This is a genomic window from Dehalobacter sp. DCM (assembly GCF_024972775.1).
Lineage (GTDB): Bacteria > Bacillota > Desulfitobacteriia > Desulfitobacteriales > Syntrophobotulaceae > Dehalobacter.
Window position 1 is genome coordinate 1,228,539 of the sequence record NZ_CP092282.1, and the last position, 16,391, is coordinate 1,244,929.

The 16,391-nt window shown below is 44.8% G+C and carries 21 protein-coding genes; 20 read left to right on the plus strand and 1 reads right to left on the minus strand.

Annotation, left to right across the window (positions count from 1 at the left end):
- The first annotated feature begins 23 nt into the window (after positions 1 to 23).
- The 20 genes from fliQ to LPY66_RS06010 all read left to right on the plus strand — a co-directional run bounded on the left by fliQ (position 24) and on the right by LPY66_RS06010 (position 16,058).
- Positions 24 to 296: a flagellar biosynthesis protein FliQ gene (gene fliQ, locus LPY66_RS05915; RefSeq protein WP_337987172.1), complete on the plus strand. Its 273-nt coding sequence runs from the start codon at positions 24 to 26 to the stop codon at positions 294 to 296.
- Positions 297 to 311: 15 nt separating this feature from the next.
- A complete protein-coding gene (fliR, locus tag LPY66_RS05920) occupies positions 312 to 1,091 on the plus strand; it encodes a flagellar biosynthetic protein FliR (protein ID WP_337987173.1) in 780 nt (259 codons plus the stop codon).
- The gene (gene flhB, locus LPY66_RS05925; RefSeq protein WP_337987174.1) at positions 1,079 to 2,146 is read left to right on the plus strand and encodes a flagellar biosynthesis protein FlhB; all 1,068 of its coding nucleotides are present in this window, start codon (positions 1,079 to 1,081) and stop codon (positions 2,144 to 2,146) included. The genes fliR and flhB overlap by 13 nt, the downstream gene beginning before the upstream one ends.
- 35 nt (positions 2,147 to 2,181) lie before the next feature.
- Complete coding sequence (gene flhA / locus LPY66_RS05930) at positions 2,182 to 4,260, plus strand: flagellar biosynthesis protein FlhA (RefSeq protein ID WP_443112462.1); 2,079 nt, start codon at positions 2,182 to 2,184, stop codon at positions 4,258 to 4,260.
- A complete protein-coding gene (flhF, locus tag LPY66_RS05935) occupies positions 4,250 to 5,470 on the plus strand; it encodes a flagellar biosynthesis protein FlhF (RefSeq protein ID WP_337987176.1) in 1,221 nt (406 codons plus the stop codon). The genes flhA and flhF overlap by 11 nt, the downstream gene beginning before the upstream one ends.
- The gene (locus LPY66_RS05940) at positions 5,463 to 6,332 is read left to right on the plus strand and encodes a MinD/ParA family protein (protein WP_337987177.1); all 870 of its coding nucleotides are present in this window, start codon (positions 5,463 to 5,465) and stop codon (positions 6,330 to 6,332) included. Before flhF ends, LPY66_RS05940 begins: the two co-directional genes overlap by 8 nt.
- 111 nt (positions 6,333 to 6,443) lie before the next feature.
- Positions 6,444 to 7,049 carry a flagellar brake protein gene (locus LPY66_RS05945; RefSeq protein ID WP_337988033.1) on the plus strand — a complete coding sequence of 202 codons (606 nt, stop codon included), beginning with the start codon at positions 6,444 to 6,446 and terminating at the stop codon, positions 7,047 to 7,049.
- A 3-nt stretch (positions 7,050 to 7,052) separates the two neighbouring features.
- Positions 7,053 to 7,649, plus strand: a complete 597-nt coding sequence (locus LPY66_RS05950; RefSeq protein WP_337987178.1) for a chemotaxis protein CheC — start codon at positions 7,053 to 7,055, stop codon at positions 7,647 to 7,649.
- Positions 7,646 to 8,128 (plus strand): chemotaxis protein CheD, encoded by a 483-nt coding sequence (locus tag LPY66_RS05955; protein ID WP_337987179.1) that lies wholly within the window; start codon positions 7,646 to 7,648, stop codon positions 8,126 to 8,128. Before LPY66_RS05950 ends, LPY66_RS05955 begins: the two co-directional genes overlap by 4 nt.
- Positions 8,128 to 8,532 (plus strand): hypothetical protein, encoded by a 405-nt coding sequence (locus tag LPY66_RS05960; RefSeq protein ID WP_337987180.1) that lies wholly within the window; start codon positions 8,128 to 8,130, stop codon positions 8,530 to 8,532. The genes LPY66_RS05955 and LPY66_RS05960 overlap by 1 nt, the downstream gene beginning before the upstream one ends.
- A gap of 16 nt (positions 8,533 to 8,548) precedes the next feature.
- A complete protein-coding gene (locus LPY66_RS05965) occupies positions 8,549 to 9,298 on the plus strand; it encodes a FliA/WhiG family RNA polymerase sigma factor (RefSeq protein ID WP_337987181.1) in 750 nt (249 codons plus the stop codon).
- 103 nt (positions 9,299 to 9,401) lie between these two features.
- A complete protein-coding gene (locus LPY66_RS05970; protein ID WP_337987182.1) occupies positions 9,402 to 10,742 on the plus strand; it encodes a flagellar hook-length control protein FliK in 1,341 nt (446 codons plus the stop codon).
- Positions 10,743 to 10,754: 12 nt separating this feature from the next.
- Entirely contained in the window at positions 10,755 to 11,210 is a 456-nt protein-coding gene (locus LPY66_RS05975; protein WP_337987183.1) for a flagellar hook capping FlgD N-terminal domain-containing protein, read from the plus strand.
- Between the two features lie 71 nt (positions 11,211 to 11,281).
- Complete coding sequence (locus LPY66_RS05980) at positions 11,282 to 12,205, plus strand: flagellar hook-basal body complex protein (protein WP_337987184.1); 924 nt, start codon at positions 11,282 to 11,284, stop codon at positions 12,203 to 12,205.
- 113 nt (positions 12,206 to 12,318) lie between these two features.
- Entirely contained in the window at positions 12,319 to 13,146 is an 828-nt protein-coding gene (locus LPY66_RS05985) for a flagellar hook-basal body protein (protein WP_337987185.1), read from the plus strand.
- Between the two features lie 7 nt (positions 13,147 to 13,153).
- The gene (gene flgB, locus LPY66_RS05990; protein ID WP_337987186.1) at positions 13,154 to 13,561 is read left to right on the plus strand and encodes a flagellar basal body rod protein FlgB; all 408 of its coding nucleotides are present in this window, start codon (positions 13,154 to 13,156) and stop codon (positions 13,559 to 13,561) included.
- A gap of 22 nt (positions 13,562 to 13,583) precedes the next feature.
- Entirely contained in the window at positions 13,584 to 14,354 is a 771-nt protein-coding gene (locus LPY66_RS05995) for a flagellar hook-basal body protein (protein ID WP_337988034.1), read from the plus strand.
- A 31-nt stretch (positions 14,355 to 14,385) separates the two neighbouring features.
- Positions 14,386 to 14,814, plus strand: a complete 429-nt coding sequence (locus LPY66_RS06000) for a chemotaxis protein CheW (protein ID WP_337987187.1) — start codon at positions 14,386 to 14,388, stop codon at positions 14,812 to 14,814.
- Between the two features lie 146 nt (positions 14,815 to 14,960).
- Entirely contained in the window at positions 14,961 to 15,326 is a 366-nt protein-coding gene (locus LPY66_RS06005) for a hypothetical protein (RefSeq protein WP_337987188.1), read from the plus strand.
- A 108-nt stretch (positions 15,327 to 15,434) separates the two neighbouring features.
- Positions 15,435 to 16,058: an adaptor protein MecA gene (locus tag LPY66_RS06010; RefSeq protein WP_337987189.1), complete on the plus strand. Its 624-nt coding sequence runs from the start codon at positions 15,435 to 15,437 to the stop codon at positions 16,056 to 16,058.
- Between the two features lie 57 nt (positions 16,059 to 16,115).
- Here LPY66_RS06010 and LPY66_RS06015 read toward each other — a convergent pair whose 3' ends face one another.
- A complete protein-coding gene (locus LPY66_RS06015) occupies positions 16,116 to 16,316 on the minus strand; it encodes a hypothetical protein (RefSeq protein ID WP_337987190.1) in 201 nt (66 codons plus the stop codon).
- Between the last annotated feature and the right edge of the window lie 75 nt (positions 16,317 to 16,391).

Below are 16,391 nucleotides of genomic sequence, written 5' to 3' on the forward strand. Positions count from 1 at the left end.
AAAGAGGCAGGGATAAAGATGCTATGACAGAGAATCAGATCCTTTTGATAGCAAAAGAAGCGGTTGGAACAGCCATCATGGTCAGTGGACCTATTTTAGCAGTGAGCTTGCTCATCGGACTTATTGTCAGTGTTTTTCAGGCAATGACCCAGATTCAGGAACAGACACTCTCATTCATACCCAAGCTTATTGGAATTGCGGTGGTAATCATTATCCTCGGCCCATGGATGCTGAACGTGTTAACAGGCTTCACAACGAACCTTTTCACGGATATTGCATCCTATGCCCGATACTGATGCGGAGGAAGTGAATTGAATTTATCGGACCTTCTGCAATGGAACGTATCCTTATTCTTATTGATCCTGGCCCGATGGGCGGGCATGGTGATGCTGGCGCCGGTTTTTGGGGCGAATGGGGTACCCGTGATCGTCAGACTTGGATTGGCAACCGGATTATCTGCAGTCATCTTTCCTATGATCAGCGCAACAAACCCTGTCATACCGGCAGAACTTCTCCCCTGGGTTGCTCTATTGATTAAAGAAACCTTAATGGGGTTGGTCATGGGTTTTCTGATGAACCTGATAACCAACATCATGCAGGGTGCAGGCCAGTTGATTGATTACCAAATGAGTTTCACAATGGGAAATGTCATTGACCCAATCAATGGAATGCAAAGCCCATTGTCTGGCAGTTTCCTGGCACTGATTGCAACGATGCTGCTTCTGGCAACAAACTCGCACTACTATATTCTCGCTGCAATTGTAAAAAGCTATCACTATCTTCCAATTAATCCAACGGGTCTATCTTACAGTCCTGCATTCTTTATCGCGATTACCTCAAAGGTTTTCGTTTTATCTCTTCAGATTGCCATGCCGATTTTTGGGGCAATCTTTCTGGCCGATATCGGGGTTGGATTATTATCAAAAACAGTCCCCCAGCTGAATATTTTCTCAGTCATATTTCCGGTAAAGATTATTTTCGGATTTGCTGTCTTCTGGCTGATGATGCCGGCATTTGGTGACTCTGTATCCCGAATTTTTGAAAACAGCATTGAGTGGCTATATGACTTATTCAGGGGGTGGAGCACATAGCAGAAAAAAGGTTCCCGGCAACTGCCAAGAAAAAACAAGAAGCACGAAAAAAGGGCCAAATCCTAAAAAGTCAGGAACTCGTTTCTGCGGTTATGCTTCTGGCAATGGTCGGTGTACTGAGAATCTGGCTTCCCGATGTGTTTAACCGTATTGCTAAACTTTTTGTCATTGTGACCAGTATTAACACGGAATGGACGATATCGTCCGTTGGTCACATCGCTGTGACCATGATGGAACAGTGTCTTTATATCATGGCACCGATTTTCGGGGTAGCTTTCGTTGTTGCCATTGCCGTAAATTATTTTCAGGTAGGTGCTTTATTTGTAATCGACCCGATCATGCCCAAGTTATCCCGGCTTAATCCCTTAGAGGGAATAAAAAGGATGTTTGGATTAAAAGCCCTGGTCCAGTTGGTTAAGTCCCTCCTCAAGGTAATCATCATAGGCTATTTCCTGTATGATGTCCTGCGCAGTAATATGAGCATTTTCCCTGCACTGCAGACAGTGTCTGTCGGGCAATCGGTTATCCTGCTCAGTGATTTGCTTTTTGAACTGGCCTGGAAAATTGCTCTCGCTTTCTTTATCGTCGCACTTATAGACTTTCTTTACCAATGGTGGGAATACGAAAAAAATCTTCGCATGTCCCATGAAGAAATTAAAGAAGAATTTAAACAGATGGAAGGCGACCCGCAAATCAAAGGCCAAATCAAAAAAAGACAACGGATGATGGCAATGCGGCGAATGATGCAAGACCTTAAAACAGCCGATGTTGTCATTACCAACCCGACGCACTATGCCGTCGCCTTAAAGTATGATCAGACTAAATTTGCCGCACCGTATGTTGTGGCTAAAGGGCAGAATGAAGTGGCGCTGAGAATCAGAGCCATTGCTGAAGAGAACAAAATCGTTATTATGGAGAATAAACCTTTAGCCCGTGCGCTTTATTCCCAGGTTGACCTGGGAGAAGCCGTTCCGGCTGAGTTATATAAAGCGGTTGCGGAGATACTGGCGTTTGTCTACCGCCTCAATAAACGCAGAACCAATACCAGTGCCTAGCAGACGAATTAAACAAGCGGCAACAAAGGGGGATAATGGCTTTGGCAACATCGACCACGAGTGGAAGAATTATAAGAAATACCGATATTATCGCGGCTATCGCCATCGTCGGGATCATTGTTGTCATGGTTATCGGAGTACCTGCGGAATTATTGGATATTCTGATCACCGTCAATATCACCGGCTCCGTCCTGATACTGATGCTTGCCGTTTTTACCAAAGATCCGTTGGATTTTTCCGTGCTACCGTCCCTACTTTTAATTATGACCCTGTTCCGCTTGTCTTTAAATTTAACGACAACTAAGCTTATTTTACAAGAAGCAGAAGCCGGTCAAGTAATCCAACAGTTTGGACAGTTGGTTATCGGAGGGAATCCGGTGGTTGGTTTTATTGTTTTTGCTATCCTTGTTGTTGTTCAGTTTATTGTCATCACGAAAGGTGCCGAGCGCGTCTCCGAAGTTGGCGCACGCTTTACCTTGGATGCGATGCCAGGGAAACAAATGAGTATTGACGCTGATCTTAATGCCGGTATTATCAATGACCAGGAAGCGCGGATTCGGAGGCAAAAAATCCAGAAAGAAGCAGACTTTTATGGGGCTATGGACGGTGCCAGTAAATTCGTCAAAGGGGACGCCATTGCTGCGATCATCATCCTGCTCATCAATATTGTCGGCGGCTTTATTACCGGCATGATCATGCACAAGATGGAGATTACCGAGGCGCTCTATACATATACGCTGTTAACCATCGGTGACGGACTTGTTACCCAGATCCCGGCACTTTTGATATCGACAGCTACGGGTCTGGTTGTCACCCGGGCCGCTTCCGATTCTAACTTGGGTCAGGATCTGACGAAACAGCTCTTCAGTACCCCAAAGGCATTATATATCACTTCCGGGGTACTCATTGCCTTAGCCATGCTTGGCTTACCCGTTGTCCCGCTAACTATCCTTGCTGTTGCCACGGCGGGTGTCGGATATTATCTGCAGCGAAATTCGGCAGTGACGGCGAAACAGGAAATGGCGGCGGCTGCCAAAAGCAACGTGGACGAAGCGAAGAAAACGGAAAACATCATGAATATGCTGGGCGTTGATTATATGGAATTGGAGATTGGCTATGCGCTCATTCCACTTGTGGACTCCGGCCAAGGCGGGGATCTCTTGGACAGGATCATTTTGATCCGGAGGCAGTTAGCCGGAGAGCTGGGCTTTATCGTCCCCGTGATCCGGGTACGTGATAATATGAACCTCATGCCGAATCAATACAGTATAAAGATTAAAGGAGCAGAGGTGGCCAGCGGCGATTTGATGACTGAGCATTATTTAGCTTTCAGCGGTGGTATGGAAGATGAATCGATACAGGGTATTCCAACCAAAGAACCGGCGTTTGGTCTTGATGCCAAATGGATTACAGCCTCGGTAAGGGAAAAGGCTGAAATGTTCGGGTATACGGTCGTTGATACACCGACGGTGCTGGCGACGCATTTGACCGAAGTCATCAAGTCCCATGCGCATGAAATTATGAGCCGTCAAGATGTGAAGAAGCTTATTGACCATGTCAAAGAGCAGTCACCCGCGGTAGTGGACGAGCTTATCCCGGATCTTTTAAGCTTGGGACATGTCCAGAAGGTGTTGGGTAATTTGCTAAGGGAACGGGTATCCATCAAAGACATGAGCACCATCTTGGAAACATTGGCTGATCATGCGGTTATGACAAAGGATATTGACAGATTGACGGAACATGTCCGTCAAGGGCTTGCCCGGCAAATCATTCAGCCCTTTCTCAATCCGCAGAAAAAACTGCCTGTAATTACGCTGGATCCGCGAATCGAGCAGATGATTCTTGATAACCTGAGACCTTCGGATTATGGCAGTTATGTTAATCTTGATCCAAATATTCTGCAAAGACTCTTAAAACGCATCGGAGCCCAGGTAGAAAGAGTTGTCCTAAACGGTCATACGCCGGTGATACTCTGTGCGCCAGTGGTCAGGATAAATTTGAAAAGGATGACTGAAAGACAGCTGCCCCAGTTGGCTGTCCTGTCATATAACGAATTGGTACAAGGTGTCGAAGTACAAGCATTAGGAATGGTGGTGCTGGACAATGAGGGTTAAACGGTTTGTCGGTGATAATGTGACGGATACAATGAGTAAAATCAAGAAGGATCTGGGGCCTGAGGCTGTCATTCTTCAAACACGCCAGATCAAAGAAGGCGGATTCCTGGGTTTTTTCGCCCGGACCAAAGTGGAAATCACCGCAGCCATCGAAGAAAAAATCCAGCCCCCCCTCGACATAGCGGCTGGGTTGGAATCTTTGGAAATAGCTGAAGAACATAACAGACACATTAATTCGGATGTCATCAAGAAAGCCTACGAAGCGTATCGGGATAAGGAAAACGAGAATACGTGGAAAAATGAAGCAAAGTCGGAATTAACTGAGTATGCAAATTTAGAAATCAAAGAAATGCACAGCATACTCAAAGAGATCAAAGGCCATCTGGATAATACAGACTATCAGATACAAGCGGAAAGCAAACCGTATAGGGACTGGAAAGATTATTTGACCGAACAGGGTATAAGCAGCGGATTAAGCACAAACCTTCTTAATCAGTTAAAAATGAAACTGAGTGATGACGAGTGGAAATCCAGCGATGCCGTTATTTCTGCCTTAACCAACGAGGTATCTGCTCTTTGTACCAATACGACCACGATCCGGCCACGAAAGACAAAAACCCTCGTTGTCGCCATGGTGGGACCAACCGGGGTTGGCAAAACAACGACGATCGGTAAACTGGCTGCCGGGTTCAGTATCATTGAAAGAAGAAAAGTCGCTCTGGTAACTGCGGATACCTTCCGGGTTGCCGCCGTAGAACAGCTCCGCACTTTTGGAGAAATCATCGGAGTCCCTGTCGAAGTGGTTATGACACCCGATAGCTTGAAGGAAGCTATCGATCATCACCGGGACAAAGAACTGATATTCATTGATACGGCTGGAAGAAGCCCCCAACATGACCTCCATATGTCGGAACTCGATGCCTTTCTTAAAAAAGCACAACCTGACATGACCATGCTGGTGACCAGTGTAACCACCAGTTTCGCAGACCAAATCAAAGTTTTTGATAAATTCAAACCCATCGCTACGCATTTGATCCTAACGAAACTCGACGAGAGTTATTCTCTTGGATCCATACTGGACTTATTGGTAACGACCAATTTGCCTGTGGCTTATTTAACTAACGGACAGAATGTTCCGGATGATATTGACGCAGCTACTTCAGAGAAACTTACCCGGTACGTTCTAGGGAAGGGGATTCAGAATGGTTGATCAAGTCAGTACACTCCGAAAACTGGCGGAGGAAAGAGTGGAAGCCGTGCCCGGCAAAATGCGGGTGATCGCTGTCAGCAGCGGCAAAGGAGGTGTTGGGAAAACGACCTTTGTTGTGAATTTGGCCCTCGCTCTGGCTGAATACAATTATAAGGTAATTATCCTCGACGGCGACTTAGGCTTAGCCAATGTCGATGTTGCTTTTGGGATAACGCCAAAATACAGCATCAAGCATCTGCTATCCGGGGAAAAGAAGATCGAAGACATCCTCTATCCGATAGGCCGTGATATCAAGGTGTTGCCGGGTGCGTCCGGGGTTGTTGAGCTGGCTAATCTGGACAGAGGGCAGTTGAAAAATGTACTGGTCAATTTTGGCCGGTTGGAAAAAATGGCGGATATCCTGCTGATTGATACCGGGGCGGGACTCGGTCATACCGTCTTGAATTTTATCGGCGCATCAGACGATGTGATTGTTATGCTGACATCGGAGCCGCCGTCGATGACCGATGCCTATGGACTGATAAAATCAATTAAGAGCCCTTCGGGAAAACACAATATAAATGTGGTGGTTAACCGGATCAAAAATGAGCAAGAAGCACATCAATCCTTTGAACGCTTGGAACGCGCTGTGAAAAAATTCATTGGAATACCGATTAATCTGCTGGGCTGGATCTATGATGACCCGTCAGTAGGGCGTTCTGTAATGGAACAAAGACCAGTCGGATTGTCTCAGCAGCATAGCCCAGCGTTTCAATGTGTCCAATGGATCGCAGGCAATGTTACCGGCGTTTATTTACAGCCACCCACACCGAACAATGGTATAAAAGGCTTCATCACATCCCTGCTTAAATTAAATAAATAACAAAAAAAACGACATAACCAATCGATTGCGCTGCAATACCTACTTTACTTAAACAATCATGGCCAGGGGGGACTAACACTGAGCACAGATGAACTATTCGAAGGATTAAGCATACAAATCATAGTCCATGACGGCGATTATAAGGGCAGATATCGAACCAGAATCGAAGAAATCGGACAGAAAATCATCACCATTGGTGTTCCGGTCTTAGAAGGCCAATTCATACCGCTCAGAGTCGGAACGCCATTGGAAGTGGTGTTTGCCAATGAAATTTCTGCCTATTCCTTTGCAGCGACTGTATTAAAAAGATATGACGTTCCCATTCCAACGCTTATCATCGAATATCCGGAGAAAATCAATAAGATTCAAAGAAGACGATATGTCAGAGTTCAAGCCATAAGCCCAGTAAAATATTACGTAATGGAAAATGAAGCGTATAGCCCGGAAAAAATCGGGTATATGCATGATATAAGCGGCGGGGGGATGCTTTTTCAGTCAAAAGAGGCATTACCCGTACGCACCCGGCTGATGCTGGAGTGGAACCTATGCGGCATCGAGTTTAAACTATCAGCCCTTGTTATCCGTTCTCAAAAGGAAGATGAGAAAACATACCTCATATCGGTGGAGTTTTTTGATATAACCGAAAGAATGCGTGACAAAATTATTCGTATTGTATTTGAAATACAACGGGAGATTCGAAAGAAAGGACTGGGTTAAATTATGGAGATATCCACAATTCGGCTCGAAGCACTCAAAGAAATTGGGAATATCGGCTCGGGGCATGCCGCAACCGCACTATCCAAACTCCTTGATACCAGGATCAATATGTCTGTCCCCAAGGTATGGACGGTCGCATTGAAAGATCTCAGCGAAGCACTGGGGGAGTATGATACACCTCAAGTTGCGCTTTATCTTAAAGTTGAAGGAAACGCCCCCGGTAAAGCACTATTTATTCTATCTTTGGAAAGTGCCGAATACATTGCGCAGACGTTGCTGCGATATACAGAACGTCCGGACTTATTCTCAGATGAGATGGCACAGTCCGCTTTGCGCGAGGTAGGAAATATTCTTGTTAGTTCTTTTGTCATTGCCCTATCCGAAATATCCGGAATCAATCTCCATCCATCCGTGCCTGCATTGGCTATCGATATGGTCGGGGCGATCATGGACGCGGTTTTATTGGAAGAAGGAATTATTGACGACAACGTTCTGATTATTGATACAAAACTGTCGGGTGTCGAAGAAATGAAAGGAAAGTTCTTCTATATTCCGAACGAGGGTTCATTAGATAAATTGTTGGGAGTATTTGGTATATGAATACAACAATCATGGTAGGCATGGCTGATTTTAAAGTAGGAAGATCGCCTGACAAGCTTATGACTGCGGGGCTGGGTTCCTGTATCGGTGTCTGTATCTATGATCTTCAGGCGAAAATTGGTGGGATGGCGCATATCATGCTGCCCAACTCGGTGGAGAGCCTACAGGGGAACCCGCTTAAATATGCGGATACCTGTATCGTTATGATGCTGGAGGAACTCTATAAACTGGGTGTTATCAAGTCCCGGCTAAAGGCAAAGATGGCCGGCGGTGCTCAAATGTTTTCTTTCGGCGATAAGAAACCCTTGCTACGAATAGGCGAACGTAATGCAGAAGCTGTGCAGCAGGAATTGAAAAAAGCGGGTATACCGCTTTTGGTATACGACATCGGTGGAAATTTCGGCAGAACCATCACTTTCGATATTCAGACAGGTGATTTAAATGTCAGAACCATCAATCATGGGGAAAAGGTGATTTGATGTCTTTCACCGAGCAAACATTCAATACGTATTTGATTCGGATTTCCGTAGCTGCAGCCATAATAGCACTCTTATTTTCCGCATTTAATGGCTATGATTACGTTGCGATCATCCTGCGGACAATACTGTCTTTTGCATTTATTTATATATTAGGCAAAGGTCTGGGGGCACTGTGGAAGAAGTTTGAATCTCCGCCTCCCGTCGTCGAGGAGGATAACCGATCAGCTAAGATAGACATTTTGCTCGGGGAGATCAATGAGTTGGAGAATGAAATTAAAGCAGCACAGAATCAGTCATCGGCAGTTTACCCAGGGCAAATCAACAATGCTGTGATCGACGGACTTTCGGATACCGCCAAGAAAGCTGAAATTGTTAGGAAGATGGGCTGGGGAGAGGACGCATAAGGAGGTGTCGCAGCGAATGTATCAAGGTCAATATGTCATGAAAAAAGGTTCCTGGTCGGAAGAATATCTCGAAAAGTATTTACCGCTGGTGAAACGTATTGCCGGCCGGTTAGCAATTTCTCTTCCTGAACATGTCGACCAGGAGGATCTTTATGGCTATGGTGTTTTCGGTCTGCTTGATGCTCTTAACCGATTTGATCCAAGCCGCGGTGTTAAGTTTGAGACATATGCCACGTTAAGGATCAGGGGTTCAATCATTGACGGATTAAGAGCGATGGATTGGGTTCCGCATTCCGCGCGACAGAAAGTCAAACAAGTTACGCAGGGATTTACCTATCTGGAAAATACAATTGGCCGCAGCCCAACAACAGAAGAAGCTGCTGCTTATCTGAACATGACTGTTTCAGAACTAAATGAAACGCTGCTTCAGGGACAATATATGACCTTGGTCTCACTAGAAGATGTCAATACGACCGATATTAACGACAACACAGTATCCCCTCTTGATCTTCTAATAGATCAAAGCTCCCAGGAGTCATTTAGTCAAATTGAAAAAGAAGAACAAAAACAAATTCTCGTTGACGCCATCGAAAAATTATCTGAAAAAGAAAAAATGGTTGTCGCACTTTATTACCGTGAAGAGTTAACGTTAAAAGAGATTGCCGCGATCATGAACCTCTCCGAATCGAGGATTTCGCAAATCCATTCCCAGGCAATATTAAGGTTAAGAGGAAGTCTTGGGCGTCAGAAAAAGAATTTATTTTAGGTTTATAAACCATTGTCTTTATTCGGTAGATTGATTAAAGTAAAAGACGTCTTTTTACGATAAATTAAGTAGTCATTTTTCAATACTTAATGGAGGTGAAAGGATGAATATAGCAAGTGTTCCTCAGCCGAAAGGATCAGAAGAGCTGAAAACGAATTCAAGCGCGGCAGATAAGGGTTCCAAAGGCTCCGGGATGGAGCAGGACTCTCTCTTGTTCGCGCTTTTTCTTCAAAATTGCCTATCACAGGACGCTGTGGGACAAACACCAACTGGAGAATTATCGGATGACGCTGACGGTGATGTCAGTCCTGAACAAGGGGACAGTATCATCGGGCAGAATGCATTCGTACAGGTTCTCCAGAATTTATTTCCGGCTGGCATGGAGGCCACTTCCGGATCAATAGGAGATCATAATAGTACTCTGCTTACCGATTTGACTCTCGGCGCAGATGGCATCGATATGATGTCACTGAACAAAGCACTGGAAAGCTTTGCTTCGACGGGAATCAATGGACAAACACGGGAATCCTTGACTAACGGTGAAGGATTAAAGCTGGGTAACTACCTGAAGGCTTTTGGACTACAAGGGATTGATGGTTCTAAAGCTCACTCTCTCGATCCAGCGGAGTTGGATAAATATAATACAACGATGAACTACTTGAAGGAACTCTCTGGGACAATAACAACCGAAACCGAATTGAAAGCGGGGTCCCAAGACAATCCCGCAGCAGCTATCGCCTTACTGCAGGTCATTGCCGGGAAATCTGTTTCTAAAAGCAATGACAACCAAGCAACCGGTAGCATACGGGATGATTTGAATGCGGCGGAAGCGGCTGCAGAGGTATCCGGCACCAACGCTCTGAATGCGGTAAGCTCCAGCACAACCCAGACAGCTGCGAATAATGAGCAATCAAGCGATAAAGCAAACGATACCATGAGCTCTGTTCTAACAGCACAAGCAGGGAATAAGACAGAGATGACGACGGATATGATTGATGAACATGCCCTGGATACTGATGCATTGAGCAGCGGAAAGGTCTGGGATCAAGTTCTCGACGCATTGAAAAAGCAGGACATACGCTCTGCGGAAATCAACACACTTTCTATCCAGTTACAGCCTCAGGAACTCGGTAAAATGGATATAACCATGCATTTGAAAGATGGACAGCTTCATCTGGTGATTAATGCCAGTGAACAAGCAACCGGGGCACTGATACAGAACAGTCTTCAAGATCTAAGAGAGGGTCTGGCCGATATCGGAGTTACCTGCGGTTCAATGGAGTTGGGAAACCAGAGTAATCACCAAACCCCGAAAAAAGGACACTATCGTTATACTGAGGCGCTTGACACACCACTGCAGGAAGAAGATATGACGATTTCACCCATATTTACGTCCTATCTGAATCCCTATGCGCAGAGCGGCAGGATTAATGTCAGTGTCTAAAGGAGGATTACCATGACGGTAAATAATGTTGCCGGAATAAACGCGGCTGGAAATACAGCTGCGACCAATAACACCACCAGGGCTGAGCAAAACGCGAACGCCAGTCTGGATCAAAACGCTTTTCTTAAATTGTTAATTGCGCAGCTGCAAAATCAGGACCCGATGTCGCCCATGGACGACACCCAATTTGTATCCCAAATGGCCACGTTCAGTATGCTCGAACAGATGACCACTATGGCGTCGAACATTGGGGAATTAAAGGATAGTTTAACAGCACAAAGCAGTCAAACTCTTCTGACTCAAGGCGCTGCTATGATCGGCAAGTCAGTGACAGGTAAGGACGCGGACGGCAATGATATAAGCGGGATTGTGTCCTCGGTTAAACTCGTCGATGGGTCCCTGTCGGTGTTGATTGGCAATACCGAAATAACTTTAGACAATGTGCTTGAAGTAAAGAATTCCGGCTAAACGTAATGTAGAAGATGAGTTGAGACGGAATGTTAAATGTTGGGGGATAAAAGTTTAGGAGGTAACGCCATATGATGCGTTCGCTATACTCAGCCATTACGGGGCTAAAAAACCATCAGACATCCATGGATGTTATCGGTAATAATATTGCTAACGTCAATACTGCCGGTTATAAAAGAGAGAGAGCCAGCTTTGCCACTATGCTCGGACAAGCGATACAGGACGCTTCAAAACCGACCACGGGCGTTGGCGGAACCAACGGAATAGCGGTCGGTCTCGGCAGTGTTCTCGGGTCCGTAGAAATAATCGGTACCCAGGGCAGTTCGCAGTATACTGGAAAAGATACGGATATGATGATCCAGGGGAGTGGGTTCTTTGTCCTTAATCAAGGAGGAACACCTTATTATACACGAACAGGAAATTTTGGTTTTGATGAAAACGGATATTTAGTTGATAACAATACTGGTGCCTATGTTCAAGGTTATTTGAACCAGGATTTAACGGTTGCCACCCCTACTTATCTTGATAAAACCCTAAGCACCAGTTTAAAGAAGATTAAAGTGTCAGATGCCGATAGTATCGATGATGCAGATACAACGGCAGACCCACTCATCACCGGCTATTCACTGGATAGCTATAGTATTGATTCCAAAGGGGTTATTACCGGAGTGTTTGTTGATAATTCCACCGGCATCCAAATGACCCGAGAAATAGCCCGAATTGCTTTGGCTTCGTTCAGCAATCCCACTGGATTGAGTTACGAAGGAAATAATTTTTATACAACGAGCAATAACTCAGGGACAGCAAATCTGGGATATCCGGGGGATAGTGGGAAAGGTGGCATTACAACAAGTTATCTGGAAATGTCTAACGTGGATCTCTCCCAGGAATTTACGGATATGATCGTTACTCAGCGTGGCTTCCAGGCAAACTCCCGCGTGATCACCGTTTCCGACTCTCTTCTTGAAGAATTGATTAACCTGAAACGCAGTTAATGGCGAAAGAAAACAGGTAGCGTTGACAAAACTAATTGATGCGCCAAAATAGTAAATACCCTAATCATTTGGTGTTGATATAAATTGGTAAATAAAGGGGAGGAGATGGTCCGATGCAGGTGTCCGCACATTATCTCCATTCACTGCAAAACCGTATGAACTTGATATCCAACAACCTGGCCAATACCGCGACAACCGGCTTCAAACAACAGCTGTTGTCTCTGGAGGAAAGTTATGATGCTCAGGACAGAAGCAATACCGCTGCCCTGTACGGCGGATTTCCGGAAACGACGCTACCGGTTATCCGCCTTAACCCATATGATGGCAAACGCTATGATTTTAGCCAGGGGGCGCTGGAGAATACCGGCAACCCTCTGGACCTTGCGGTAAGCGGTGAAGGCTTCTTTCAGGTAAAAACTTCAGATGGCAGGATAGGTTATACCCGCGCAGGGTTGTTCATGGTTGACGGGGCAGGAAACTTGGTCAATAATGAAGGTATGACCCTGGAAACCAACGTAGTTGTGCCTGAGGATGTTTCTGAAGTCAGTATCGGCAGCGACGGAACGATATATGGTTTAAAAACAGCCACCGAAACGGCAGAGGCAGGCACGGCTGGCGCAGAAACCGAAGAAGGGCAAAACGCAAACAACTTTATTGAACTTGGGAAAATATCCTTGTACCGTTTTGCAAATGCGGATGGTTTGGAGCAAACCGGCGGCACCATGTTTTATGCGACAGATGCCTCAGGTAAAGCCATTGAAGGAACATCCGGCGAAGAGGGTTTCGGCACGATCCAAAACGGCATGGTGGAAAAATCCAATACCAATATCATGACAGCCATGGCAGATCTTATTCAAGCACAGAGGGCTTATCAAATTGACATACGGATTAAACAAAATCAGGATGAAATGATGGTAACAACCATTGGGATGAGAGGATGAACATAAGATGGCCGGTTGGTTGGATTCACCGTTATTTAAACTAATGGAAAGAGGGTTGGATGGGACAAGTTTAAGACAGCGTGTCTTGGCGAATAACATTGCCAATAATGACACACCGGATTATAAGAGGTCCGATCTTCAATTTGATGCGTATCTCCAGGCAGCATTGAATGACTCCGAATCAACGGTGACAACAGTAGGTACAGAGCCAGGACATATTCCGATTACGATCAATAAGCACCTTACTGATAATTATGTTGTTCAGGATAATCATACGACGTATCGCAATGACGGCAACAATGTCGATATCGACACGGAAATGACGCGGATGGTAGAAAACCAATTGCAATATAATGCGCTTTCATCCATGATAACTCAGCATTTAACTCTTCTTAAACAGGCAGTATCTGAATAAATAGCGGAGGGGGTGGATTAATCTGCTACGAGGATTATATACAGCGGCATCCGGTATGGTTCTTAATAATCAACAAAGTGATGCTATCGAGCGAAATATAGAAAATGTAAATAGCCCGGGCTATCTTGAAGAAAGCGAGCATGCCGTCGCGTTTCCGCAATTGTTTGTGAGCCGGATCACACCGTCCAAATCCAGTGCTGAGCCTTCTGAAAATGTTCCGCTGGGAATAATGGGAACTGGTGTCTATTCGGATAAAACTGTCTATCGGACCGAACCTGGTCTGATCAGGGAAACAGGAAATAATACCGATATGGCCATAAATGGTGAGGGGTATTTTGTGGTCGAGACACTGGACGGCGATAAATATACCCGTAACGGTCACTTTCAAATCGATCCGTCCGGAATGCTGCGGACAGCAGGTGGCAATTTAGTTATCGGCCAGAATGGTCCGATTGGACCTCTGCCTGATGATTTTATAATCGGTCTGGATGGAACCATCGTTGGCAAGGATAACCGACAGGTTATCGATCGACTGAAGATCGTGAATATCCCGGCCGACAATCTACAGCGTGAGGGCTTAACCAGCTTGTATGACAGCAACACGGCGCCAGTGGATGCGGATGCTCAGAATATCGAAATTCGTCAGGGTTTTATAGAAGAATCCAACGTGGATATTAATGCGCAAATGGTCAAAATGGTTCAGGTGACACGTTCCTATTCGGCTAATCAGAGGGTCGTTCAGACGTATAATTCAATTTTGGAGAAGGCTGCCAATGACATCGGCAAATTATAAAGTTGGTAATCAAAAAAATGAGGTAAATAGCATGCGTACTCAATCCGTTATATTTACACTGGGGGATGAAGAATATGGGATCCCCATCGACGCTGTACAGGAGATTACCCAGATTGAACAGATCTTTCCCGTTCCTAAGTCTGTGAACTATGTGCGGGGTCTGATCGATATTCGCGGTCATGCTATCCCGCTTTTGGATCTGAATATGCGGTTCGGACTGAACGCTCAAGAAAAAAGCGATTTTGCGATTATTATGAAGATCAACGATGATGTTGTCGCTTTGGGTGTTGATCAAATCAAAGAAGTTATTTGGCTGGATGATATTGTACCGCCGCCGCCCTTGATTTCAGCTGCCTTTATTGAGGGTATCGTTAACCTTCCCGGCAGGATCATTATCCAGCTGTCTCCGGAGCGAATCCTGGAAAAAGAAGAACTCATGAGCTTGCAGACTTTAGCTTGACAACAAAATGATTTTTAGTTATAGTATATGGAAATTGGCATATGGAATTAAGGATGCTTAGCGAATACTACGTATATCTGTTAAAAATGAGTTGGCCGGCTCTGAGCTGGCTTTTTCTTATAGGGATCCTTTTGGGAAGCCGTTGTTTGCAACTGGTGATAAGGGTTTTTTCGGAGAAATCCTATTTAACCCGATTTATGCAGGTTTTAAAAATACTATTTTTGGTTATGATCATTATAGTTTATGCGCATATGTTTGTTTTGAACTACAGTGACTGGTTCCATAAACCCAGTGTTGCCCGCGGTGTGATCGAAAGTATAAAAACGGATAATGATTTCAAGGGCTATACCCTTGTCGTGATTACCGGGGAAGAAAGGCTGACGGTTAAAGTTGATCCCGCAACCGCCGCACAGCTGCAGAAACATGATTTGATTGAAGTCACTTATCTCTCCCAGAAAAGAGATGCAGTCAAATGCACCGTATTAACCCGACAAGCTCAAAATAGCATATAATATCATAACACATGTGGCATTATATGGAAATAATTATTGACTTTCTGTGGTATAATACAATTAGGAGTAGTTTACAATTTTTTTTCAGGAAAGGAGAGATGAAAATATATGCGTATACTCAAGGTCAATGATAATACAATTCGCGTTTTTATCTCCTTTACCGAGCTTGCAGACCGCAATATATCCCTTTCGGATTTCTTTCAACGTTCCGCACGAACCGAACAGTTCTTTTGGGAATTGATATCGAAAGCCAAGGATGAGGTCGATTTTAATTTAGATCAGCCGTTTTGGATTCAAGCGACCCTTGCCTCTGAAGACGAATTTGTTATTACCGTGATCAAGCAAGAAGAACAGCTTGATTCGGATATAAATCATATCATTCAAACTTCAATCGGGGAAAAGAAAAAGACGCAGCCCTCGCCGAAGTTTACTGCAGAACGGGATTGGGTCTATGTATTCGCTGAATTTGAAGATGTTGTATCCGCTGTCAGTTTTCTGCCGGGGATGATCCAAATTAAGTCGTCACTCTATGCCTATAGCGGTGAATATTATCTGACGATCGGGAATATAGGAAATCCACGGAAGAAGAAACTTGCGGAAGCGATCTTGGACGAATATGGTGAGTCTGTAATGACGACGGATACCTTTCTAAAAGAACATGGGGAATTGATCATTGAAGAGGAAGCCGTCAAAGTCTTAAAACGGCTTGACAAACAACAAAAAAGGAGCTGAGTAGCTCCTTTTTGTATACCAGATCGTCACGCTTTTTCTGATTTGTCTTTCCTTTTTTCACGTACCGGCCTGAGTAAAGTATCCTTCCTCATAAAGTTTACGGATATCATTCATGCAGTCCAGACAAACATGTTTCTTTCGAAAGCATCCGAGGTCATGCTTACAACCGCAAATGATGCACACTCTTAGCGTGTGGTCTGTTTTGGATTTCGTTCGTAATTTGTACGCGTTAAAATCATAAACCTTCGAGGACGGCATGATAGTACCCCCACATATCACCAATATTTTTCTTAGCATGTTTAACAAAGTATAAAAAGTATAAGTCAAAAAGCT

Bases quoted from the DNA above. Each gene is read 5' to 3' on its own strand.
- LPY66_RS05960 (WP_337987180.1), top strand. From the start codon at position 8,128: ATGTCTTTCACCGAGCAAACATTCAATACGTATTTGATTCGGATTTCC.
- LPY66_RS06010 (WP_337987189.1), top strand. From the start codon at position 15,435: ATGCGTATACTCAAGGTCAATGATAATACAATTCGCGTTTTTATCTCC.
- LPY66_RS05985 (WP_337987185.1), top strand. From the start codon at position 12,319: ATGCAGGTGTCCGCACATTATCTCCATTCACTGCAAAACCGTATGAAC.
- flgB (WP_337987186.1), top strand. From the start codon at position 13,154: ATGGCCGGTTGGTTGGATTCACCGTTATTTAAACTAATGGAAAGAGGG.
- flhA (WP_443112462.1), top strand. From the start codon at position 2,182: ATGGCTTTGGCAACATCGACCACGAGTGGAAGAATTATAAGAAATACC.
- LPY66_RS05970 (WP_337987182.1), top strand. From the start codon at position 9,402: ATGAATATAGCAAGTGTTCCTCAGCCGAAAGGATCAGAAGAGCTGAAA.
- fliQ (WP_337987172.1), top strand. From the start codon at position 24: ATGACAGAGAATCAGATCCTTTTGATAGCAAAAGAAGCGGTTGGAACA.
- flhF (WP_337987176.1), top strand. From the start codon at position 4,250: ATGAGGGTTAAACGGTTTGTCGGTGATAATGTGACGGATACAATGAGT.
- LPY66_RS05950 (WP_337987178.1), top strand. From the start codon at position 7,053: ATGGAGATATCCACAATTCGGCTCGAAGCACTCAAAGAAATTGGGAAT.
- LPY66_RS05955 (WP_337987179.1), top strand. From the start codon at position 7,646: ATGAATACAACAATCATGGTAGGCATGGCTGATTTTAAAGTAGGAAGA.
- LPY66_RS05965 (WP_337987181.1), top strand. From the start codon at position 8,549: ATGTATCAAGGTCAATATGTCATGAAAAAAGGTTCCTGGTCGGAAGAA.
- LPY66_RS05975 (WP_337987183.1), top strand. From the start codon at position 10,755: ATGACGGTAAATAATGTTGCCGGAATAAACGCGGCTGGAAATACAGCT.
- LPY66_RS06015 (WP_337987190.1), bottom strand. From the start codon at position 16,316: ATGCCGTCCTCGAAGGTTTATGATTTTAACGCGTACAAATTACGAACG.
- LPY66_RS05980 (WP_337987184.1), top strand. From the start codon at position 11,282: ATGATGCGTTCGCTATACTCAGCCATTACGGGGCTAAAAAACCATCAG.
- LPY66_RS06000 (WP_337987187.1), top strand. From the start codon at position 14,386: ATGCGTACTCAATCCGTTATATTTACACTGGGGGATGAAGAATATGGG.
- LPY66_RS05940 (WP_337987177.1), top strand. From the start codon at position 5,463: ATGGTTGATCAAGTCAGTACACTCCGAAAACTGGCGGAGGAAAGAGTG.